The organism is Salmonella sp. SAL04214, assembly GCF_046550615.1.
Lineage (GTDB): Bacteria > Pseudomonadota > Gammaproteobacteria > Enterobacterales > Enterobacteriaceae > Salmonella > Salmonella enterica.
In genome coordinates, this window is the sequence record NZ_JBGDXT010000010.1 from 12780 (window position 1) to 35712 (window position 22933).

Consider the following 22933-nt stretch of genomic DNA (forward strand, 5'->3'; position numbering starts at 1 on the left):
CTGTCCATCCTTCAGGTAATCGTTATCTTTAGACCTGTAGGCCTGAAAGCTGCGCGCCATCAGGCATTACACCATCGCCGGATGGCGGCGTGAACGCCTTATCCGGCCTACAGGTAGCAGGTGATGCTCTTGCTGACTACACGTCCAACAGCAGACGGGTCGGATCTTCCAGCAACTCTTTGATGGTGACCAGGAAGCCCACGGATTCGCGACCATCGATCAGGCGATGATCGTAAGAGAGCGCCAGGTACATCATCGGCAGGATTTCCACCTTGCCATCCACCGCCATCGGCCTGTCTTTAATAGCATGCATTCCCAGAATCGCGCTCTGCGGCGGGTTGATGATCGGGGTAGACATCAGCGAACCGAATACGCCGCCGTTGGTAATGGTAAAGTTACCGCCGGTCAGGTCTTCTACGGTCAGCTTGCCGTCGCGGCCTTTGACAGCCAGTTCTTTAATTTTTTTCTCGATGTCAGCCATGCCCAGCGTATCCACATCACGCAGGACCGGCGTGACCAGGCCGCGCGGCGTAGACACCGCCATACTCACATCAAAGTAGTTGTGATACACCACGTCATCGCCGTCGATAGAGGCGTTCACTTCCGGATAACGCTTCAGCGCTTCCACTACCGCTTTCACGTAGAAGGACATAAAGCCCAGGCGGATACCGTGACGTTTTTCAAACACTTCGCCATACTGCTTACGCAAATCCATAATCGGCTTCATGTTGACTTCATTGAAGGTCGTCAGCATGGCGGTGGAGTTTTTCGCTTCCAGCAAACGCTCGGCCACGCGCTTGCGCAGGCGGGTCATTGGCACGCGTTTTTCGCCGCGTGCGCCCAGAGCGGGTTGTGCTGCAGGTTCAACAGCGGGTGCTTTAGACTCGCCTTTCGCCAGATGTTTTTCCACATCTTCACGGGTCAGACGCCCACCCACACCAGTGCCTTTAATGACGCTGGCTTCCAGATTGTGTTCAGCCAGCAGGCGACGGATCGCCGGGCTGAGCGCATCGTTGTTTTGTTCTTCCAGCGACGCCTGCTGGCGCTGTGCCGGCGTAGACGCTTTCTCTTCAGATTTGGCGCTGGTCTCTTTACCCGCGCTGTTGCCTTCACGCAGGCGACCCAGGATCTGGCGAGAGGTGACAGTCGTCCCCTCCTCTTCCAGAACCGCATCCAGAATGCCGTCCGCCGATGCCGGTACTTCCAGTACCACTTTGTCAGTTTCGATTTCTACCAGCACTTCGTCACGAACAACCGCATCGCCCGGTTTTTTATGCCAGGTGGCGACGGTCGCGTCCGCTACGGACTCAGGCAGGTCGGGAACAAGAATATCTACGCTACTCATTATTTATCCTTTATTTAATCGACGTTCAGCGCGTCATTAACCAGATCTTGTTGCTGTTTCTGGTGAACGGACATATACCCTACCGCCGGAGAGGCGGAGGCCGGGCGACCTGCGTAACGCAGAGCGGCCCCAAACGGAATCACTTCACGGAAATGATGCTGGCTGCAGTACCATGCGCCCTGGTTGAGCGGCTCTTCCTGGCACCAGACAAAATCATGGACGTGAGCGTATGGTTGCAGCGCTTCCTGCACCGCTTTATGCGGGAACGGATAGAGCTGTTCGATGCGCACGATAGCGACATCTTTCTGGTCGTTTTTGCGACGTTGTTCCAGCAGGTCGTAATAAACCTTACCAGAACACATTACCACGCGTTTTACGGCTTTAGGGTCCAGCTCGTCAATTTCGCCAATGGCCGGCTGGAAGGAACCGTTCGCCAGTTCATCAAGCGTGGAAACCGCCAGCGGGTGACGCAGCAGCGATTTCGGCGACATCACCACCAGCGGACGACGCATCCCGCGCAGCGCCTGACGGCGCAGCATATGGTAGACCTGCGCCGGGGTGGACGGCACGCAAACCTGCATATTCTGCTCGGCGCAAAGTTGCAGATAACGTTCCAGACGCGCGGAAGAGTGCTCCGGCCCCTGCCCTTCATAGCCGTGCGGCAACAGCATCACCAGACCGCACATCCGGCCCCATTTCTGCTCGCCGGAGGAGATGAACTGGTCAATCACCACCTGCGCGCCGTTGGCAAAATCGCCAAACTGCGCTTCCCAGATAGTCAGGGTACGTGGTTCCGCCGTGGCATAACCGTATTCAAAAGCCAGTACCGCTTCTTCAGACAGCACGGAGTCCCAGACTTTAAACTGTCCCTGACCGCTGTGAATATGCTGCAACGGCGTATACGTTGAGCCGTTCGTCTGGTTGTGGATCACCGCATGACGATGGAAGAAGGTGCCGCGACCGGAGTCTTCCCCGGACAGGCGCACCGGAATGCCTTCATCGACCAGCGTGGCGTAAGCCAGATTTTCCGCGCCGCCCCAGTCAAACAATTTCTCGCCTGCCGCCATTGCCTGACGGTCGCCATAAATTTTCGCCACGCGAGACTGCATTTCAATGGCTTCCGGCACGGTGCTGATACGTTTTGCCAGCTCCTGCAGGCGCTTCATTTCTACCTTGTTCGGGTATGCTTCATCCCATTCGTGGTTTAGATACGGCGACCAGGTGAACGAGTGCATATTCATCGGACGCCACTCTTTCACCACGCATTCGCCTGCATCCAGCGCATCGCGATAGAGGTTGACCATTTCGGTGGCATCTTCCAGCGTTGCGACCTTATCAGCTTCCAGTTTGTCGGCGTAGATTTTACGCGGCGTCGGATGCTTTTTGATTTTCTGGTACATCAGCGGCTGGGTTGCGCTTGGCTCGTCGGCTTCGTTGTGGCCGTGACGGCGGTAGCACACCAGATCGATGAACACATCGCGTTTAAAGGTATTACGGAAGTCCAGCGCCAGACGGGTCACAAAAGCGACGGCTTCCGGATCGTCCGCATTGACGTGGAAAATCGGCGCCTGGACCATTTTACCGATATCGGTGCAGTAAGGCGTTGAACGCGCATCCAGTGGGTTAGAGGTGGTGAAGCCCACCTGGTTGTTGATAACGATACGTACCGTACCGCCCACTTCGTAACCGCGCGCTTTCGACATGTTCAGGGTTTCCTGAACCACGCCCTGGCCGGTCACCGCGGCGTCGCCGTGAATAGTGATCGGCAACACTTTGTTGCTGCTCGGTTCGTCCAGTCTGTCCAGACGGGCGCGCACGGAGCCCATCACCACCGGGCTCACAATTTCCAGATGCGATGGGTTAAACGCCAGCGCCAGGTGAACCAGACCGCCTTCGGTTTCGATATCTGACGAGAAGCCCATGTGATACTTCACGTCGCCGGTACCCAGATGTTCTTTATGCTTACCGGCAAATTCGTCGAACAGATCCTGCGGTTTTTTACCCAGTACGTTGATCAGCACGTTCAGGCGACCGCGGTGCGCCATCCCCAGCACCACTTCGCGAGTGCCGCTGTTACCCGCATGGCGAACCATCTCTTTCAGCATGGGTATCAGCGCATCTCCCCCCTCGAGCGAGAAACGTTTCGCACCCGGGAATTTGGCACCCAGATAACGTTCCAGCCCTTCAGCGGCGGTCAGTTCGTTCAGGAAGCGTTTTTTCTCGTCAGCGCTAAAGGCCGCACGACCGGATTCGATGCGCTGTTGGATCCAGCGTTTCTCTTCGGTGCTGGTGATGTGCATATACTCAGCGCCAATCGGGCCGCAGTAGGTCTGTTTGAGCGCGTCGAGCAGCTCGCCCAGCTTCATCGTCTCTTTGCCACTGGCAAAGGAGCCAACATTGAAGGTTTCCTGGAAATCGGCCTCGGTCAAATCATGGAAAGAAGGGTCCAGATCCGCCACGCGTTCTTGCTTCCACAGTCCCAGCGGATCGAGGTTTGCATGCTGATGGCCACGGAAACGATAAGCGTTGATAAGCTGCAGGACTTTAACCTGCTTCACATTGGTGTCAGGGTCGGAAATCGTAGAAGAGTGACGTGAGCCAGCCAACGCCTGCCGCCGGAAATATTCACGTGTTTTTGAATGGAGTTGATCCGGTTTGACTCCGGTACCAGGTAACTGCTGGAACGTCAAACGCCAGTTAGCGTCTACCGAGTCAGGATCGGTTAAGAAGTCTTCATAGAGCTGTTCTATCCAGCTCTGATTCGAACCAGAGAGGTAAGAAGAGTCCAACCAGGCTTTCAAAGCGCTGTTCTGCATCGTGATCCCTTAAGCATCTTTTCTGCTTATTTAATACTCTAAATAGGTCACGTTTCAGGAAGGCGGCAAGCTTGCGAATCCCAGGGAGCTTACATCCAGTAAGTGACCGGGGTGAGCAAGTGCAGCCAACGCACATGCAACGTGAACTATGACGAGTATTTCGCCGTGGATACTAACCACGCATACGCCGTATGCGTGCCGGGGTTCACTTGTTGCGGACTGTCGTGTCATCTGCGTCCGCTAAGGAACCTTTAAAAACTGTCTAATAATCTTCGCTGTTCAGGCTACGACTGCGTTGCGGCCTTCGCTCACTCCGGTCACATAGTTAACTATGCTCCCGAAGATTCGTTCAGACCGCGCCTTGTCTCGCTCTGAACATCTCGATTATTACTAATCATATGGCAGTTTTTAGAGGTTTCCTGCACTTCTATTGCCTGATGGCGCTGCGCTTATCAGGCCTACGGGATTGCGCCTGTAGGCCGGATAAGACGGTACGTCGCCATCCGGCAACTACTACAACTACTTATGCGCTACGCTGCAACAGCATCGACTTAATATGGCCGATAGCGCGCGTCGGGTTCAGTCCCTTAGGACATACACTGACGCAGTTCATAATGCTGTGACAGCGGAATACGCTGAATGCATCACTCATCCCTTCCAGACGACTGTCAGTCTCGGTATCACGACTATCGATCAGGAATCGATACGCCGCGAGCAGCCCCGCCGGACCGATAAACTTATCCGGGTTCCACCAGAATGACGGGCAGGATGTTGAGCAACAGGCGCAAAGAATACATTCATACAGCCCATCGAGTTTTTCACGCTGCTCCGGCATCTGCAGATGCTCACGAGCCGGTGGATTTTGCCCATTATTCAATAAGTAAGGCTTAATCTTCTCATATTGTGCGTAGAATTGCCCCATGTCTACCACCAAATCGCGGATCACCGGCAAACCGGGCAGCGGGCGAATCACAATCTTCTTACCCGGCTGGTTCAGCGCCGAAATAGGGGTAATACAGGCCAGACCATTCTTACCGTTCATATTCAAACCATCAGAACCACACACGCCTTCGCGGCAGGAACGGCGGAAAGAAAGGCTGGGATCTTTTTCTTTAAGCTGGATTAACGCATCCAGCAGCATCATGTCGCGCCCTTCTTCGCCTTCCAGGGTGTAATCCTGCATACGCGGAGCGTTATCGACATCCGGGTTATAACGATAAATCGAAAATTCGAGTTTCATCATCCTGTCTCCGCAATTAATAAGTACGAATCTTCGGCGGGAACGCCGGACGCAGTTTCGGCTCCATATTGACGCTTCGGCGCGTCATGGATTCCGTTTGCGGCTGATACAGGGTATGACACAACCAGTTGGCATCATCACGCTCCGGGAAATCGAAGCGGCTATGCGCGCCGCGGCTTTCCGTCCGGAAGTTGGCTGATACGGCAGTGGCGTAGGCGGTTTCCATCAGGTTATCCAGCTCCAGACACTCAACACGCTGGGTATTAAATTCGCTGGACGTGTCATCCAGACGGGCGTTTTTCAGACGCTCGCGGATCACTTTCAACTGCTCAAGCCCTTTCGCCATCGCGTCGCCTTCACGGAATACGGAGAAGTTATGCTGCATACACTCCTGCAACGCTTTGCGGATAGCCACCGGATCTTCGCCATTGCGGTTATTGTTCCAGCGATTCAGGCGCTCCAGAGAACCTTCAACGTCAGACTCGCTGGCGTCGCGCAGCACGCCCTGTTCGGCGATGGATTCCTGTAAATGCAGCCCCGCCGCGCGGCCAAAGACCACCAGATCCAGCAGTGAGTTACCGCCCAGACGGTTGGCGCCGTGAACCGATACACAGGCGATTTCGCCTACCGCAAACAGCCCCGGAATCACCACATCTTCGCCCTGCTCGTTCACGGTCAGCGCCTGACCGGTCACTTTAGTCGGAATACCGCCCATCATGTAGTGGCAGGTCGGGATAACCGGAATCGGCTCTTTCACCGGATCGACGTGAGCGAAAGTGCGGGACAGCTCCAGGATACCCGGCAGGCGAGATTCCAGCACCTCTTTACCCAGATGATCCAGTTTCAGTTTAGCGTGCGGCCCCCACGGACCATCGCAGCCGCGGCCTTCACGGATTTCGATCATGATGGAACGCGCCACCACGTCACGACCCGCCAGGTCTTTGGCGTTCGGCGCATAACGCTCCATAAAGCGCTCGCCGTGTTTGTTCAACAGGTAACCGCCTTCGCCGCGGCAGCCTTCTGTCACCAGCACACCCGCCCCGGCGATGCCGGTCGGGTGGAACTGCCACATTTCCATGTCCTGCACCGGGACACCGGCACGCAGCGCCATACCGACACCATCACCAGTATTGATATGAGCGTTGGTGGTGGACTGGTAGATACGGCCTGCGCCGCCGGTCGCCAGCACCGTCGCGCGGGCTTTGAAGTACACCACTTCACCGGTTTCGATGCACAGTGCGGTACACCCCACCACCGCGCCATCCTGGTTTTTCACCAGATCCAGCGCATACCATTCGGAGAAAATCGTGGTGTGGTTTTTCAAATTCTGTTGATACAGCGTGTGCAGCAAGGCGTGACCGGTACGGTCAGCCGCCGCCGCGGTACGTGCCGCCTGCTCGCCGCCAAAGTTTTTCGACTGGCCGCCGAACGGGCGCTGATAGATACGTCCATCATCAAGACGGGAGAACGGTAGCCCCATGTGCTCCAGCTCCAGAATCGCTTCCGGTCCGGTCTTACACATATATTCGATGGCATCCTGGTCACCAATGTAGTCCGACCCCTTAACGGTGTCGTACATGTGCCATTCCCAGTTATCTTCATGGGTATTGCCGAGCGCCACGGTGATACCGCCCTGCGCGGAAACGGTATGGGAACGGGTCGGGAAGACTTTCGAGAGCAGCGCACAGGTTTGGCCGCTCTGGGAAATTTGCAGCGCCGCGCGCATACCTGCGCCACCGGCACCAATCACAACAGCATCAAATTCTCTGACTGGCAGTTTCATTACACACCCCACACCACAACAAATCCATAGATGACGTAAACCACCAGCGCAACAACAATAACGAGTTGCAGTATCAGACGCACTGCCAGTGGTTTAACGTAGTCGGTTAACACCTGCCACATGCCGATCCAGGCATGAATCAAGATGGAAAAAAGCGCCAGCAGGGTGAAGACTTTGGTGAAGGCCGATGAGAAGAAACCGGTCCAGGCTTCAAAGGTCAGTTCGCCGCTCGTGGCGAAAAAACCCACCATGTAGATGATGTATAACGTCAGAACGATAGCGGTAGCACGGACCAGGATGAAGTCATGTACGCCATTGCGTCCTAATGCGGAGGCGTTGCTTACCATACGAGGACTCCTGCGAGAAGTGAAAGCACGACAGTGATAACAAAAGAGATTTTGGCAGAGCGTTGACCCGCTTCGAATGTTTCTTCCAGATAGCCAAAATCCATTAACATGTGACGAATTCCCACGATGACGTGATACGCCAGCGCGGTAAGGATGCCCCACATGATAAATTTAACGATGAAGCCGTCCATGATGTCGGCGGCCTGCTGGAATCCTTCCGGAGAAGAGAGGCTGGTGCCCAGTAGCCACAGTAGTATGCCGACGGCGATGAAAGTAATCACACCGGATACGCGATGGAGAATGGACGCTATCGCTGTGATGGGGAACCGAATCGTTTGTAGATCCAGATTGACAGGTCTTTGTTTTTTCACATTTCTTATCATGAATAACGCCCACATGCTGTTCTTATTATTCCCTTAAGACTTCGGTTACAGAGGTGAATCTACCTGTAGCCAGAAAGACGACGGGATTTCCTTCCTCCGGTCTGCGTGCGGGTCAGACAGCGTCCTTTCTATAACTGCGCGTCATGTAAAACACTGCTTCCAGTAGCTAAAACGACACGTTACAACGCTGGGTGGCTCGGGATTGCAGGGTATTCCGGAGACCTGGCGGCAGTATAGGACGTTCACAAAATCATTACAATTAACCTACATATAGTTTGTCGGGTTTTATCCTGAACAGTGACACAGGTCACGATAACAACATTTTTTTAATTTTCAATCATCTGATTTGACAAACATTAAACAAAATTGTTACAAACGACACCAGAAAAAGCATATAATGCGTAAAAGTTATGGGGTCACTCTTTCACCTGTTAATAAGTTATGCAACAGTACAATGATATTGACCCATTCTTTCAGGACAGTTATTAGTGATAGACAGGTTACATTACTCGGATTGCTACGTTCCTGATTTGCTGCTAATTCGAAATTAATCAAGCCGTTACCTGCAAGCGCCCATTGCTCTGTACCCAGGTCATCCCCTCTTTCACAGAGCGGCGAGCCAAATAACAAACTGGTAACGGTTGATTGATGCATACACAGAATCTTCCCTGCACTAACGACGAGGAAGATGACGTGGAGAAGGCAAGTCTGAGTTCCGGCAGTCTTAAGCAATAAGGCGCTAAGGAGACCGTAAATGGCTGATACAAAGGCAAAAATCACCCTTACTGGTGACACTGCTATTGAACTGGATGTGCTAAAAGGTACACTCGGTCAAGATGTTATTGATATTCGTAGTCTCGGTTCAAAAGGAGTTTTTACTTTTGACCCTGGTTTCACCTCTACCGCATCCTGCGAATCTAAAATCACCTTCATCGACGGCGACGAAGGCATTTTGTTGCATCGCGGTTTCCCGATTGACCAGCTTGCTACCGATTCCAACTATCTGGAAGTCTGTTACATCCTGCTGTACGGCGAAAAACCGACGCAGGAAGAGTATGACGAGTTCAGAACGACAGTCACCCGCCATACGATGATCCATGAGCAAATCACTCGCCTGTTCCATGCTTTCCGTCGCGACTCACATCCGATGGCGGTAATGTGCGGGATCACTGGCGCGCTGGCAGCGTTCTACCACGACTCGCTGGATGTGAACAATCCGCGCCACCGTGAAATCGCGGCGTTCCGCCTGCTGTCCAAAATGCCGACCATGGCGGCGATGTGTTACAAATATTCCATCGGTCAACCGTTTGTTTATCCGCGCAACGACCTTTCCTACGCCGGTAACTTCCTGAACATGATGTTCTCCACGCCGTGTGAAACCTATGAAGTGAATCCGGTACTGGAGCGCGCGATGGACCGTATTCTGATCCTGCACGCTGACCATGAGCAGAACGCCTCTACGTCAACGGTACGTACCGCAGGTTCAAGCGGCGCCAACCCGTTCGCCTGCATTGCCGCCGGGATCGCCTCCCTGTGGGGACCCGCGCACGGCGGCGCCAACGAAGCCGCGCTGAAAATGCTGGAAGAAATCAGCTCTGTTAAACACATTCCGGAATTTGTTCGCCGTGCGAAAGACAAGAATGATTCTTTCCGCCTGATGGGCTTCGGTCACCGTGTTTACAAAAACTACGATCCGCGCGCCACCGTGATGCGTGAAACCTGCCACGAAGTGCTGAAAGAACTGGGCACCAAAGACGATCTGCTGGAAGTGGCGATGGAGCTTGAGCACATTGCGCTCAACGACCCGTACTTCATCGAGAAGAAACTGTACCCGAACGTAGACTTCTACTCCGGCATCATTCTGAAAGCGATGGGCATTCCGTCCTCCATGTTCACCGTGATCTTCGCCATGGCGCGTACCGTTGGCTGGATAGCCCACTGGAATGAAATGCACACTGACGGCATGAAAATCGCCCGTCCTCGTCAGCTGTATACCGGCTACGATAAACGCGATTTTAAATCGGCGCTGAAGCGTTAATTGACAACCGGATGGCGACGCAACCCTCGCCATCCGGTACATTTTCCCTTTTTTCTTATCCTCATTATTTTATTCTTACCCCGTTACTCTCTATGATTAATTAAGGTTTCGCTAAATATCATTCAGGGAGCATGGAATGCCGATTCTGCAGTGGTTTTTGTTGTTCCTGTTATCGCTGCTCATTTCCCTTATTTTTCTCTATCTGCACCTTCCGGCGGCAATGCTGCTCGGTCCAATGATTGCGGGTATCGTGTTGAGTTTGCGAGGTAGTACGCTACAACTTCCGCGCGGTATTTTTCTCGCCGCACAGGCGATTCTCGGCTGTATGATCGCCCAAAATCTAACCGGTTCGATATTGACCACCCTCGCCCTCTACTGGCCGGTCGTGCTTTTAGTGTTGCTGGTGACGCTGCTTTCCAGCGCGATAGTCGGCTGGCTGCTGGTACGCTACAGCTCGCTGCCCGGCAACACCGGCGCATGGGGGTCATCGCCGGGCGGCGCAGCGGCAATGGTAGCGATGGCGCAAGATTACGGGGCGGATATCCGCCTGGTGGCGTTTATGCAGTATCTACGGGTACTGTTTGTGGCTGGCGCGGCGGTGCTGGTGACACGCCTGATACTCGGCGACAGCGCGGCAGCGGCCAGCCAACAGGTGATCTGGTTTCCGCCGCTTAGCGGTAATTTATTGACGACGCTGCTATTAGCGATCGTGGCGGGCATTGCCGGTCGCCTGATGCGTATCCCTTCCGGCACGATGCTGCTCCCCATGTTGGCAGGCGCGCTTCTCCATTCGCAAGGCATCATTGAAATTGAATTACCCGAATGGCTGCTGGCCGTGGCGTATATGGCGATAGGCTGGCGTATTGGGCTGGGCTTTGACAGACAGGTGTTTTTTATGGCGCTGCGGCCATTGCCGCAAATCTTATTGTCAATTTTCGCGCTGATGGCGATTTGCGCCGCGATGGCGTGGGGAATGGCTTACTACATGCAGATTGATTTTATGACGGCTTATCTCGCCACCAGTCCCGGTGGTCTGGATACGGTTGCCGCGATCGCGGCAGGAAGCAGTGCCGATATGGCGCTCATCATGGCAATGCAAACCCTACGGCTGTTCAGCATTCTGTTAACTGGGCCAGCAGTGGCCCGTTTTATATCAACCTATGCGCCCAGACAACCTTTGTAGGGCTGATAAGCGTCGCGCCATCAGGCAATAGCCGCTCGCCGATGGCGGTTCCGGCTATTTCTGGCAATGCGGGCACCAGTAAAACGGGCGTGAGGACAGTGTTGTCTTTTCAATAATGCCGCCACACCGCTCGCACGCTTCGCCGTCACGGTGGAAAACCTTAAAGCGAAACAGTGCGCCATGATGCTTGTTCTCATCCGCCTGACCGCGAGTCGTGTAGGACAGGCGCGGAATATCCAACAGCGCGTGAGAAAGCGCATTCAGTTGCGCCTCGTTGAGATCTTTCGCTTTATGCTGTCCGGTTAACCCTACCTGCCAGAGGATTTCAACGCGCAGATAATTCCCCAATCCCGCCAGAAAGGCCTGATCCAGCAACAGCCCGGAAAATTGTCGGTTGCGAAAACGCGGCGACAGCAATCGAGCTTTAACCTCTTCCTGAGTGAGACGCGCGTCCAGCACATCCGGACCGACCCGCTGTAAAAAAGGGTGCGTCGTGAGCTGCTCTGCTGTCAGCATTTCGATATCAGACGCGCTATAAAGCAGAATAGTTTTATCCGCCGTTTGTAGCCTGACGCGCAATATACGCGTGGTCTGCGGTATTTCACCAGTATCGATCACCCGCCATACGCCATAGAGTTGGTTGTGGCTGTAGAGCGTCAGGCCATTTGAAAAGTGGGTCAATAACACTTTTCCCCGCGTCTCTATCCGGGTAACAAGTTGACCGGTAAGCTGCGATTCATACGGTTTTAACTGTGCAAAGGCAAACCAGACATCGGTTAAGGGTTTGCCTTTGATTGCCGCCTCCAGATTATCCGCCGCACGACGAATTTCCGGGCCTTCAGGCATGATAATATCCTTTGTTAACAGTTGATTAATGGACTACGCCGCCTCTGACTATCTGGAATGCACATCGAACGCCATAATGAACATCCACAGCCGTAATATAATAGCTTCAATCGTCCGGCTCTCAGGCAATAACGTGTATATTACGCGCATTGAACGCGGCGCGTAGCCTGCGTGCGAATGCAAGCGCATACTCGCCGTCGCCATGAATGCACACCGTTTGCGCCGTGACAGTCGTCCACACACCAGTAACGCTTTTCACTCTCCCGGCTTGCACCATATCCAGCGTTTGCGCCAGCGCCTGCTCTTCGTCGTGAATCAGCGCGCCAGGTTGCGTGCGCGGCACCAGGCTACCGTCGGCCTGATAGCCGCGATCGGCAAACACCTCCTGCCGCGTCACCAGGCGATGGCGTTCACCGGCCCGGATCAGCTCACTTCCCGCCAGTCCAACCAGTATCAGTGACGGATCATAGTCGTGTACCGCTTTCGCAATCGCCTGTGCCAGATGAGGATCTTTCGCCGCCTGGTTATAGAGCATACCGTGCGGTTTGACATGGCGCATCACGCCGCCTTGCGCCTGGACAATCGCCCCCAGCGCGCCGATTTGGTACAGCGTCTGGGCGTATACCGTTTCCGGCGGCAAAACCATCGCCGTCCGCCCAAAATTATCCCGATCCGGAAAGCTGGGATGCGCGCCGATCGCCACGCCGTTTTTCAGCGCCTCGCGCACACAGGTCAGCATGGTTTGCGCATCACCGGCGTGAAAACCACAGGCGATATTGGCGGAGGAGACCAGCGTTAATAATTCGCTGTCGCTGGCGCAACCTTCGCCCACATCCGCATTTAAATCAATGTTCATGCTGAAGTCGCCAGGTAAGCTGTTCCAGATAGCGCTGACGCTCGCGGCGCGCGTTGAGCGCCTCTTCCAGCGAACATTGCACAAAATGGATCGGTTGCCCTAGCGGGATCTGCGCCAGATGGTACATATCTGCCTCGATGATGCAGGCAATGCGCGGATAGCCGCCAGTTGTCTGGGCATCATTCATTAGCACAATAGGTTGACCGTTGTAAGGCACCTGTACGACACCGGGCAGCAAACCGTGCGACAGCAGTTCGCGATCCGTTGTCCGCGTTAACGATTGTCCCTGCAAACGATAGCCCATGCGATTACTTTGCGGACTGAGCTGCCACGGCGAACGCCAGAACGCTTCTTGCGATGCGCGATCGAACTCACGGTATTCCGGCCCCGGCAGCGCACGAATGCGATTCCCCCACAGTAACTGCTTCACGCCCTGCGGCCCGCTAAACTGTCGCGATGGTTTACCCGTCGCCAGCCGATCGCCATCTTTTAGCAGCCGTCCTTCCAGCCCACCGATGCCGGACTTCAGATCGGTACTACACGATCCCATCACCTCCGGCACAGCAATACCGCCCGCTACCGCCAGATAGCTACGCATCCCGTGAAGCGGTCGATGCAACGTGAGGCGCTGACCCGCTTTTACCGGCAATCGCCAGCCGGTCCAGACCGGTTGATCATCCAACTGCGCTTCGCAGCCCGCGCCGGTAAGAGCGAACCAGGTCTCATTTTCAAATTCGACAACCAGTTGACCGAGAGTGATTTCCAGCGCCGGGGCATTCGCATCGTTCCCGACCAGGAGATTAGCGGTCTGAAAGGCGGGTTTATCCAGCGCACCGCAGTGACTCAGCCCCGACTGACGAAAGCCGTGACGCCCGCTATCCTGCACGGAGGTGTAAATCCCCGCGCGAATAATATTCAGCATATTCCCTCCTTTTGCGGCACAAAGCGTACGCTATCGCCAGGGCGTAGCAGAACCGGGGGCTCCCGCATCGGATCGAATAACTTCAACGGCGTGAGGCCGATCAGCTGCCAGCCGCCCGGCGTGGATAATGGATAAATCCCCGTCTGCGCGCCGCCGATGCCGACAGAACCGGCCGGAACCTGCAGGCGCGGCTCCGCGCGTCTGGGCATATGGAGCGGTTCTGGTAAATTCCCAAGATAGGGAAAGCCAGGCTGAAAGCCTAAAAACCAGACGACATACTCAACGGAGGCATGTAGCTCCACGACCTGCTTTTCACTCAAACCGCTGTGCCGTGCCACCGCCGCCAGATCCGGCCCGCCTGCGCCGCCATAGATCACCGGGATCTCAACCGAACGCGAGTCCGGCTCCAGCGCCTCGCTCTCTTCCCACCAGCGCTGCAGACGCTCAATCGCATCCAGCGCCAGGGTTTGCGGTTCCCGCAAGATCACGGTGATATTGTTCATCCCGGGAATGGCTTCCACCACGTTCGGCATATCGACCAGACGCTGCGTCAGACGCCAGATGCGTTTCTGGCTCGCCAGCGTAATCGGCGGTTCAAGTTCCAGGACGACTGCCGTTTCGCCTAACAGATAACAACGCGCTCGCTGCACTTTATTACCTCTCAGTTATGCCGGGTTAGGGATATCAATAAACGTCACATCCAACGCCGTGTTTTCGTTCAACCATTCGCTCAGGGCGCGAATACCGCCGCGTTCAGTGGCATGGTGCCCGGCGGCATAAAAATGCAGCCCCTGTTCGCGCGCGGAATGAATGGTCTGTTCAGACACCTCGCCGGTAATAAAAGCATCCACGCCGAAGCGGGCGGCGCTATCAATAAAACTTTGCCCGCCGCCGGTACACCAGGCGACACGCTGCACATTCTCTGGCCCGGTATCGCCGCACCATAGCGGTTTACGCCCCAGACGCGCTTCAATCCATGAGGCCAGTTCCAGCCCAGGCACCGGCATTGAGAGCTCTCCCCACGGCACCAGCGGCTCAATTTCTCCTTTCACGGTAATGCCCAATAGCGCCGCCAACTGCGCATTGTTGCCCAGCTCAGGATGCGCATCCAGCGGCAGATGCCAACCGTAAAGGTTAATATCATTTGCCAGTAACGTTTTTAAGCGACGGCGTTTCATGCCGCGAATAACCGGAGACTCGCCTTTCCAGAAGTAACCATGATGAACAATGACCGCATCGGCCTGCAAACGCACCGCCTCATCGAGCAGCGCCTGACTTGCGGTCACGCCGGTAACGATTTTCTGTACCGTCTCTTTTCCTTCGACCTGTAAACCATTCGGCGCATAATCGCTTATTGCCGCACTGTTCAGCTTGTCGTTAATCAGTTGTTCCAGCTCGGTGTTTTTCATCATCGCTCCCTTTAACCCACGTTCTACTTTCCCGTTACGGGTTCAGTCTCCGTTAACATAGCCTCCCGTTAGCCGTTCGTCGATAAACATTTGTTTGACACATCAAGAAACAATCACCCCCGGGTTTGGCGCAAATTACTTAGCAAAACACGATCGGTTTCATGTATATTTATGCAATCAGAACGCATATTGCAGAAAAAATCAGTTCTGTATCATGTTGGTAACTTTAAGGAAACACGGCGATACGGCAGGCTTAATAAGCCCACAAAGAAAGGCATTATCTGAGAATGCCGCGTTCTTGCCGCAGCGTCTCTATCCCGGAAATACGATGAATAAACAAGCATCTCAACCCCGCGCTATTTACTACGTTGTCGCCCTGCAAATTTGGGAGTACTTCAGCTTTTATGGTATGCGCGCCCTACTGATACTTTATCTCACCAATCAGCTAAAATACGACGATAACCACGCCTATGAGTTATTCAGCGCTTATTGTTCGCTGGTCTACGTAACGCCGATTCTTGGCGGCTATCTGGCGGATAAGGTGCTTGGCAACCGAATGGCAGTCATGCTGGGCGCATTTTTAATGGCGATCGGTCATTTAGTGCTGGGCGCCAGTGAGATCGCGCCGACATTCCTTTATCTGTCGCTGGCGATCATTGTCTGCGGCTACGGCCTGTTTAAATCGAATATTAGCTGCCTGCTGGGCGAACTGTACCAGCCGGAAGATCCGCGCCGCGACGGCGGGTTCTCGCTGCTTTACGCAGCGGGCAATATTGGTTCGATCGTGGCGCCTATCGCCTGCGGCTATGTGCAAGAGGAGTACAGTTGGGCGATGGGCTTTGCGCTCGCTGCCATTGGTATGCTTGCGGGGTTAGTGATCTTCCTGTGTGGAAATCGTCATTTCACCCACACCACCGGCGTTAATAAAGCCGTGTTGTGCGCCAGAAACTACCTGCTGCCGAACTGGGGCTGGCTGTTAATTTTGCTGGTAGCGGCGCCGTTGCTGATTACCGTTCTGTTCTGGAAAGAATGGTCTGTCTATGCCTTAATCGTGGCGACCGCGATCGGCCTGGTCGTGCTGGCAAAAATTTATCGTCAGGCGCAAACGGCCAAACAGCGCAAAGAACTGGGGCTGATTGTCACCCTGACCCTGTTCAGTATGCTGTTCTGGGCGTTTGCCCAGCAGGGCGGCAGTTCTATCAGCCTGTATATCGACCGCTTTGTGAACCGCGATATTCTGGGCTATTCCGTTCCTACCGCCATGTTCCAGTCGGTGAACGCCTTTGCCGTGATGCTGTGTGGGGTCGTCCTGGCCTGGCTGGTTAAAGAGAGCGTAAGCGGTAATCGCACCGTGCGTATCTGGGGCAAATTCGCGCTGGGTCTCGGTCTGATGAGCGCCGGATTCTGTATTCTGACCCTGAGCGCACGCTGGTCCGCCGCTTACGGACACTCTTCAATGCCGCTAATGGTGCTGGGACTGGCGGTGATGGGCTTTGCCGAGCTGTTTATCGACCCGGTCGCCATGTCGCAAATTACGCGCATTGACATCCCCGGCGTCACCGGCGTATTAACCGGAATTTATATGCTGCTGTCCGGCGCGATAGCTAACTATCTGGCAGGCGTCATCGCTGACCAGACCTCGCAAAGCGCCTTCGACGCCAGCGGCGCGGTTAATTACGCCATCAACGCCTATGTGGATGTTTTTGAACAGATCACCTGGGGCGCGTTAGCCTGCGTAGGGATTGTCCTGCTGATTTGGCTGTATCAGTCCTTCAAATTCAAAAGCCGCGCGCTGGCCGTCGAATCCTGATAGCAGAATGCCCGGTAGTTTGCGCTACCGGGCCTGTATCACGCCCCTTTTCTCGCCGCCTCATAGGCGGAAAGCGTCGCGATTCTCGCCTGTTTGTGCTCCACAATAGGCCGAGGATAATCAAGCATGACTCCCGCTTTTTCCGCCCACCGCCACGGCTCGTGAATCGCTTTTCCAGGGATATCGCGTAATGCCGGTAGCCACTGGCGGATAAATTCGCCGTCGCGATCGAACCTCTCTCCCTGAGTCGTGGGATTAAAAATACGAAAATAAGGCGCGGCATCGGTACCGGTTGAAGCGGCCCACTGCCAGCCGCCATTATTGGCGGCAAGATCGCCGTCAATAAGCTGCGACATGAAATAGCGCTCCCCCAACCGCCAGTCAATTAGCAGATCTTTTACCAGAAAACTGGCGGTAATCATGCGTAAACGGTTATGCATCCAGCCCGTCGCGTTAAGCTGGCGCATCGCCGCATCGACAATGGGATAACCGGTTTCGCCTTTCTGCCATGCCTGAAAATAGTGCGGGTTCTCCTGCCACGCGACGCGTTTTGTCCAGCGGATAAACGGCTGGTGTTTGCATAATGCCGGATACCAGGTCATTAAATGACGGTAAAATTCCCGCCAGATGAGCTCATTCAACCAGACGCTTCCCGGTCCGCCGTCCAGCGCCTGCGGCTGCTCCGCCAGTAATCGGTGCAGGCACTGTCGCGGCGACAGGCCGCCCGTCGCCAGGCTGGCGGAAAGCCGACTGGTACCGTCGACCGCAGGGAAATCCCGCCGTGACTCATACCCGTCTGCGCCCTGCGCGCAAAACTGACGTAGCTGCGCGATGACCGCGTTTTCTTCCACCGGGAAAAGCGCGGCGTCAAACGCCTGTTGCGGGTAGTTAAGCGAGACTGGCGTTAAGGGTGTAGAAAGCGCGCCGCTCACCCGGATCTTCGGGGCCGGAACGCATGGCGGAATATCCTCTTTTAGCCGTTTCAACCAGGCGTTTTTAAACGGCGTAAAAACTTTATACATTTCATGATTGCCGGTCATCACCGCGCCGGGCGCCAGAATCACGCTATCGTCAAAGCCTTCGCAGATGACAGAGGGCAGCGTTTTTTCCACCGCCGCATCACGCTGACGCTCGTTAAACTCATACTGATAGTTATAAAACAGATGGCTGACGTCATGCTGTCGGCAAACGTTTTTGACCGTTTCAATACTGGCGTTAAAATCCGCCACTTCATGAAACAGCAGCGGAATGCCTTTCTCTGCAAGGGCCGTCTGTAGCGCATTGAGCTGCGCGCTGATGAATGCCGCCTGCCGCGGCGCCATATCATGGGCCTGCCACTGCGCGGGGGTGGAAATATAAAGCGCCAGTACCCGCGCGGATGCATCGCGGCAGGCGGCGGCCAGCGCAAGGTTATCCTGTAAACGCAGATCGCGCCTGAACCAGACTAAATGGGTGGGCATACAACTCCTGAAAGATGAAACGTCACGGCGAATAGCGTTAAACAGTGTAGACCCTGGCGCATAAAAAAACCGCCAGCGTGGCGGCTGACGGTTTTTCAGGCTGGTCGCGATTAATAAAAGTCGCAGGTGGCTTTTTCAGCCTGCGCCATCCATACCGGTTTATCACTGGTTTTCGACCAGACACGGTGCAGATAACTATAAAAACGCGCGCGGTCTTTCCAGAAGAGCATCACCGGCAGCGCCAGCACGCCTGCGATCACCGCGAAAGCACGACGGGCAAAAATGACATGCGCCGGATAGTCTTTATAGTGTTCCATACGTTTCCCCCCTTTATACCGACGCTACCTGCCCCGGTATAGATTGAATCGGTGAATAGCACCGAAAAATTGAACCTCGTTACCTGATTAAAATAGTACCGCTTTCGGTGTAATTTTACTACTCATCCGACCACTTATTTTCACGCTTTTCCAGCAGATTTACATTCAAAGCGAAAATTAGTTACAAAAAGGTTAAATTAATACTAACCATTAGTTAAATAATGGTCTTTGTCATTTTTATACTTTTTTTACACTCCGCCCGCCAATTTTTGCGAAATCTTTGCAGCCAAAAAATTACCTTTCCCAGGAGTAAAACAATGCCACTGGAGGTGCTCTGTGAGTGCAGGCGTGATAACCGGCATCGTGCTGGTTTTCTTACTTTTAGGTTATCTGGTCTATGCCCTGATTAATGCGGAGGCGTTCTGATGGCCGCGCAAGGATTTTTACTGATCGCCAGTTTTTTACTGATTTTATTGGTACTGGCGAAACCATTGGGTTCGGGCCTGGCAAGGCTCATCGCCGCCGTTCCGTTGCCGGGCGTGGCTGGCATTGAGCGTATCCTCTGGCGGACTCTTGGCATTACCGACCACGAAATGAACTGGCGTCAGTATTTACTGGCGCTACTGACGCTCAATCTGCTGGGACTGGGCATCCTGTTTTGCCTGCTATTCTGGCAGGAGTGGCTGCCCTTAAATCCGCAGCGGCTACCGGGGCTGTCCTGGGATCTGGCGCTGAATACCGCCGTCAGCTTTGTCACCAATACCAACTGGCAAGCCTACAGCGGCGAAAGCACGCTGAGCTACTTTAGCCAGATGGCGGGGCTGACGGTGCAAAATTTCCTGTCGGCGGCGACCGGGATTGCGGTGGTTTTTGCGCTTATCCGCGCCTTTACGCGCCAGAATGTGCACACGCTGGGTAATGCCTGGCAGGATCTGGTACGCATTACGCTATGGATATTATTTCCTGTCGCGTTAATTATCGCGCTGTTTTTTATCCAACAAGGCGTACCGCAAAACCTGTCGGCTTATCAGCCCATCACCACTCTTGAAGGCGCTAAACAACTCTTGCCGATGGGGCCGGTTGCTTCGCAGGAGGCGATCAAAATGCTTGGCACCAACGGCGGCGGTTTCTTTAACGCCAACTCTTCGCATCCGTTCGAAAACCCCACCGCGCTCACTAATCTGGCGCAGATGCTGGCGATATTTTTGATTCCAGCCGCGCTCTGTTTCGCCTTTGGCGAAGCGGCGGGCGATCGCCGTCAGGGACGCGCGCTACTGTGGGCGATGTCATGCATTTTTGTGGTCTGCGTAGCGGTAGTGATGTGGGCGGAAGTTCAGGGAAATGCACATCTGTTGGCGGCAGGCGCGGACAGTAGCGTCAACATGGAGGGTAAAGAAACACGCTTTGGCGTGCTGGCCAGCAGCCTGTTTGCCGTCGTCACGACCGCGGCGTCCTGCGGGGCGGTAAATGCCATGCACGACTCGTTTACCGCTCTGGGCGGTATGGTGCCGATGTGGCTGATGCAAATTGGCGAAGTGGTCTTTGGCGGCGTCGGTTCAGGCCTGTACGGCATGTTGCTGTTTGTCCTGCTGGCGGTGTTTATCGCGGGGCTGATGATCGGTCGCACGCCGGAGTATCTGGGGAAAAAAATCGACGTGCGCGAAATGAAAATGACCGCGCTGGCGATTCTGGTCACGCCGATGCTGGTCTTGTTGGGTTCGGCGCTGGCGATGATGACGGATGCCGGACGCAGCGCAATGCTGAACCCTGGCCCGCACGGTTTTAGCGAAGTGCTATATGCCGTCTCCTCTGCCGCCAACAACAACGGTAGCGCCTTTGCGGGTCTGAGCGCTAACTCGCCTTTCTGGAACTGTTTGCTGGCGTTCTGCATGTTCGTCGGACGTTTCGGCGTGATTATTCCTGTCATGGCCATCGCCGGATCGCTGGTCAGTAAAAAAGTACAGCCGGCCAGTCAGGGAACGCTGGCGACCCACGGCGCGCTATTTATTGGACTGCTCATCGGCACGGTACTGCTGGTCGGCGCGCTGACGTTTATTCCTGCCCTGGCGCTTGGCCCGGTAGCGGAACATTTCTCTTTACCTTGAGCGATGTGGAGTACATTGATATGAGTCGCAAGCAACTGGCGCTGTTTGAACCTGTTTTACTCGTACAGGCGCTAACGGATGCCGTAAAAAAATTAAGCCCACGCGCCCAGTGGCGTAACCCGGTGATGTTTGTGGTCTGGGCCGGCAGCGTGCTAACCACTCTGTTAACGCTCGCTATGGTAACAGGACAAATAGCGGGAAGCGCCTTGTTTACAGGGATTATCAGCCTGTGGTTATGGTTCACCGTACTGTTCGCCAATTTTGCCGAAGCGCTGGCGGAAGGCCGCAGCAAAGCCCAGGCAAACAGTCTGAAAGGAGTGAAAAAGACCGCGTTCGCTCGCCGCCTGCGCGCCCCGCGCCATGATGCGCAGGCCGATAACGTGCCCGCTGCTGAACTGCGGAAAGGCGACATTGTCCTGGTCAAAGCGGGCGATATTATTCCCTGCGACGGCGAGGTCATCGAAGGCGGCGCCTCGGTGGATGAAAGTGCGATTACCGGCGAATCTGCGCCCGTGATCCGTGAGTCCGGCGGCGATTTCGCCTCTGTCACCGGCGGCACGCGAATTCTTTCCGACTGGCTGGTGATTGCCTGTAGCGTCAATCCTGGCGAAACCTTTCTTGACCGGATGATCGCGATGGTGGAAGGCGCGCAGCGGCGGAAAACGCCTAACGAGATTGCCCTGACGATTTTGCTCATCGCCCTGACCATTGTCTTTTTACTGGCGACCGCCACCCTGTGGCCCTTCTCCGCCTGGGGCGGTAACGCGGTCAGCGTCACCGTGTTGGTGGCGTTGCTGGTGTGCCTGATCCCCACCACCATCGGCGGGCTACTCTCCGCCATTGGCGTAGCCGGAATGAGCCGAATGTTGGGCGCGAACGTCATCGCCACCAGCGGCCGCGCCGTAGAAGCCGCGGGCGATGTCGACGTGCTGCTGCTGGATAAAACCGGCACTATCACGCTCGGCAACCGCCAGGCGTCCGATTTTATTCCCGCCCGAGGGGTAGACGAACGCACGCTGGCTGACGCCGCGCAGCTCGCTTCGCTGGCCGACGAAACGCCGGAAGGCCGCAGCATTGTGATCCTCGCCAAACAGCGCTTTAACCTGCGTGAACGCGATGTGCAGTCGCTTCATGCCACCTTTGTTCCGTTTACCGCGCAAAGCCGCATGAGCGGGATTAATATCGATAACCGGATGATCCGTAAAGGCTCGGTGGACGCGATTCGGCGTCATGTCGAGAGCAATGGCGGCCATTTTCCCGCCGATGTCGAGCAAAACGTCGAGAACGTGGCGCGTCTGGGCGCGACGCCGCTGGTGGTCGTGGAAGGCGCGCGCGTACTGGGTGTTATCGCCCTCAAGGATATCGTTAAAGGCGGCATTAAAGAACGTTTCGCCCAGCTACGAAAGATGGGCATTAAAACGGTGATGATCACTGGCGATAACCGCCTGACGGCGGCAGCGATTGCCGCCGAAGCCGGTGTGGACGATTTTCTTGCCGAAGCCACGCCGGAAGCCAAGCTGGCGCTGATCCGTCAATATCAGGCGGAAGGACGGCTGGTCGCCATGACCGGCGACGGCACTAACGATGCCCCGGCGCTGGCGCAGGCTGACGTCGCGGTGGCGATGAACTCCGGCACCCAGGCGGCAAAAGAAGCCGGTAATATGGTGGATCTGGACTCTAACCCGACCAAGTTGATTGAAGTGGTGCATATCGGTAAGCAGATGCTGATGACGCGCGGCTCGCTCACCACCTTCAGTATCGCGAATGATGTAGCGAAATATTTCGCCATTATTCCCGCCGCGTTTGCCGCTACCTATCCGCAGCTAAACGCGCTCAACGTGATGGGGCTGCATTCGCCGAACTCCGCCATTCTGAGCGCGGTGATCTTTAACGCCCTGATTATCATTTTTCTAATCCCGCTGGCATTAAAAGGCGTGAGTTATAAGCCGCTTTCCGCATCGGCCATGCTGCGCCGTAATTTATGGATCTATGGTCTGGGTGGTCTGGTGGTGCCGTTTATTGGCATCAAAGTGATTGATGTGCTGCTGACCCTGCTGGGTCTGGCGTGAGGTG

The 22933-nt window shown here is 55.1% G+C and carries 20 protein-coding genes; 6 read left to right on the forward strand and 14 right to left on the reverse strand.

Translation table 11 applies throughout. The features are described from left to right. Positions 1-136: 136 nt before the first annotated feature. From odhB to ACLJQD_RS16685, 7 genes are all read right to left on the reverse strand, one after another. Positions 137-1345, reverse strand: coding sequence for a 2-oxoglutarate dehydrogenase complex dihydrolipoyllysine-residue succinyltransferase (gene odhB, locus ACLJQD_RS16655; protein WP_017441684.1), 1209 nt, complete (start codon positions 1343-1345; stop codon positions 137-139). A gap of 14 nt (positions 1346-1359) precedes the next feature. After that, positions 1360-4161, reverse strand: a complete 2802-nt coding sequence (sucA, locus tag ACLJQD_RS16660; protein WP_001181500.1) for a 2-oxoglutarate dehydrogenase E1 component — start codon at positions 4159-4161, stop codon at positions 1360-1362. A 523-nt stretch (positions 4162-4684) separates the two neighbouring features. Then, entirely contained in the window at positions 4685-5401 is a 717-nt protein-coding gene (sdhB, locus tag ACLJQD_RS16665; protein WP_001727709.1) for a succinate dehydrogenase iron-sulfur subunit SdhB, read from the reverse strand. A 16-nt stretch (positions 5402-5417) separates the two neighbouring features. Continuing rightward, positions 5418-7184 (reverse strand): succinate dehydrogenase flavoprotein subunit, encoded by a 1767-nt coding sequence (gene sdhA, locus ACLJQD_RS16670; RefSeq protein WP_000775561.1) that lies wholly within the window; start codon positions 7182-7184, stop codon positions 5418-5420. Continuing rightward, on the reverse strand, positions 7184-7531 hold the full coding sequence (gene sdhD / locus ACLJQD_RS16675; RefSeq protein ID WP_000254356.1) for a succinate dehydrogenase membrane anchor subunit: 348 nt from the start codon (positions 7529-7531) through the stop codon (positions 7184-7186). The genes sdhA and sdhD overlap by 1 nt, the downstream gene beginning before the upstream one ends. After that, positions 7525-7929, reverse strand: a complete 405-nt coding sequence (sdhC, locus tag ACLJQD_RS16680) for a succinate dehydrogenase cytochrome b556 subunit (RefSeq protein ID WP_000263340.1) — start codon at positions 7927-7929, stop codon at positions 7525-7527. Before sdhC ends, sdhD begins: the two co-directional genes overlap by 7 nt. A gap of 393 nt (positions 7930-8322) precedes the next feature. Further along, complete coding sequence (locus tag ACLJQD_RS16685) at positions 8323-8568, reverse strand: hypothetical protein (RefSeq protein ID WP_001539488.1); 246 nt, start codon at positions 8566-8568, stop codon at positions 8323-8325. A gap of 100 nt (positions 8569-8668) precedes the next feature. On the opposite strand from ACLJQD_RS16685, the gene ACLJQD_RS16690 reads away from it, so the two are divergent. Further along, the gene (locus tag ACLJQD_RS16690; RefSeq protein WP_000785811.1) at positions 8669-9952 is read left to right on the forward strand and encodes a citrate synthase; all 1284 of its coding nucleotides are present in this window, start codon (positions 8669-8671) and stop codon (positions 9950-9952) included. A 136-nt stretch (positions 9953-10088) separates the two neighbouring features. Continuing rightward, a complete protein-coding gene (locus tag ACLJQD_RS16695) occupies positions 10089-11135 on the forward strand; it encodes an AbrB family transcriptional regulator (protein ID WP_017441683.1) in 1047 nt (348 codons plus the stop codon). A gap of 54 nt (positions 11136-11189) precedes the next feature. On the opposite strand, the gene nei is transcribed toward ACLJQD_RS16695, so the two are convergent. From nei to ybgI, 5 genes are all read right to left on the reverse strand, one after another. Then, a complete protein-coding gene (gene nei / locus ACLJQD_RS16700) occupies positions 11190-11981 on the reverse strand; it encodes an endonuclease VIII (RefSeq protein ID WP_017441682.1) in 792 nt (263 codons plus the stop codon). Positions 11982-12102: 121 nt separating this feature from the next. Next, positions 12103-12837, reverse strand: coding sequence for a 5-oxoprolinase subunit PxpA (gene pxpA, locus ACLJQD_RS16705; protein WP_017441681.1), 735 nt, complete (start codon positions 12835-12837; stop codon positions 12103-12105). Beyond that, a complete protein-coding gene (gene pxpC / locus ACLJQD_RS16710; RefSeq protein ID WP_000932044.1) occupies positions 12827-13759 on the reverse strand; it encodes a 5-oxoprolinase subunit PxpC in 933 nt (310 codons plus the stop codon). Before pxpC ends, pxpA begins: the two co-directional genes overlap by 11 nt. Continuing rightward, entirely contained in the window at positions 13753-14409 is a 657-nt protein-coding gene (gene pxpB, locus ACLJQD_RS16715; protein WP_001188371.1) for a 5-oxoprolinase subunit PxpB, read from the reverse strand. The genes pxpC and pxpB overlap by 7 nt, the downstream gene beginning before the upstream one ends. Before the next feature lie 15 nt (positions 14410-14424). Then, positions 14425-15168 carry a radiation resistance protein YbgI gene (gene ybgI, locus ACLJQD_RS16720; RefSeq protein ID WP_000798844.1) on the reverse strand — a complete coding sequence of 248 codons (744 nt, stop codon included), beginning with the start codon at positions 15166-15168 and terminating at the stop codon, positions 14425-14427. 328 nt (positions 15169-15496) lie between these two features. Here ybgI and ACLJQD_RS16725 point away from each other — a divergent pair, with 328 nt between their 5' ends. Continuing rightward, the gene (locus ACLJQD_RS16725) at positions 15497-16978 is read left to right on the forward strand and encodes an MFS transporter (RefSeq protein WP_017441680.1); all 1482 of its coding nucleotides are present in this window, start codon (positions 15497-15499) and stop codon (positions 16976-16978) included. A gap of 38 nt (positions 16979-17016) precedes the next feature. On the opposite strand, the gene phrB is transcribed toward ACLJQD_RS16725, so the two are convergent. Further along, positions 17017-18438, reverse strand: a complete 1422-nt coding sequence (phrB, locus tag ACLJQD_RS16730; protein ID WP_017441679.1) for a deoxyribodipyrimidine photo-lyase — start codon at positions 18436-18438, stop codon at positions 17017-17019. 110 nt (positions 18439-18548) lie between these two features. Continuing rightward, positions 18549-18755 (reverse strand): YbfA family protein, encoded by a 207-nt coding sequence (locus ACLJQD_RS16735; RefSeq protein WP_000401433.1) that lies wholly within the window; start codon positions 18753-18755, stop codon positions 18549-18551. A 336-nt stretch (positions 18756-19091) separates the two neighbouring features. On the opposite strand from ACLJQD_RS16735, the gene kdpF reads away from it, so the two are divergent. Genes kdpF through kdpB form a run of 3 tightly spaced genes read left to right on the forward strand, consistent with a single transcriptional unit; the run spans position 19092 to position 22929 of the window. Then, entirely contained in the window at positions 19092-19181 is a 90-nt protein-coding gene (gene kdpF / locus ACLJQD_RS16740) for a K(+)-transporting ATPase subunit F (RefSeq protein ID WP_001670793.1), read from the forward strand. After that, a complete protein-coding gene (kdpA, locus tag ACLJQD_RS16745) occupies positions 19181-20860 on the forward strand; it encodes a potassium-transporting ATPase subunit KdpA (RefSeq protein ID WP_017441678.1) in 1680 nt (559 codons plus the stop codon). The genes kdpF and kdpA overlap by 1 nt, the downstream gene beginning before the upstream one ends. Before the next feature lie 20 nt (positions 20861-20880). Next, positions 20881-22929, forward strand: a complete 2049-nt coding sequence (gene kdpB / locus ACLJQD_RS16750; RefSeq protein ID WP_000088026.1) for a potassium-transporting ATPase subunit KdpB — start codon at positions 20881-20883, stop codon at positions 22927-22929. Positions 22930-22933: the final 4 nt, after the last annotated feature.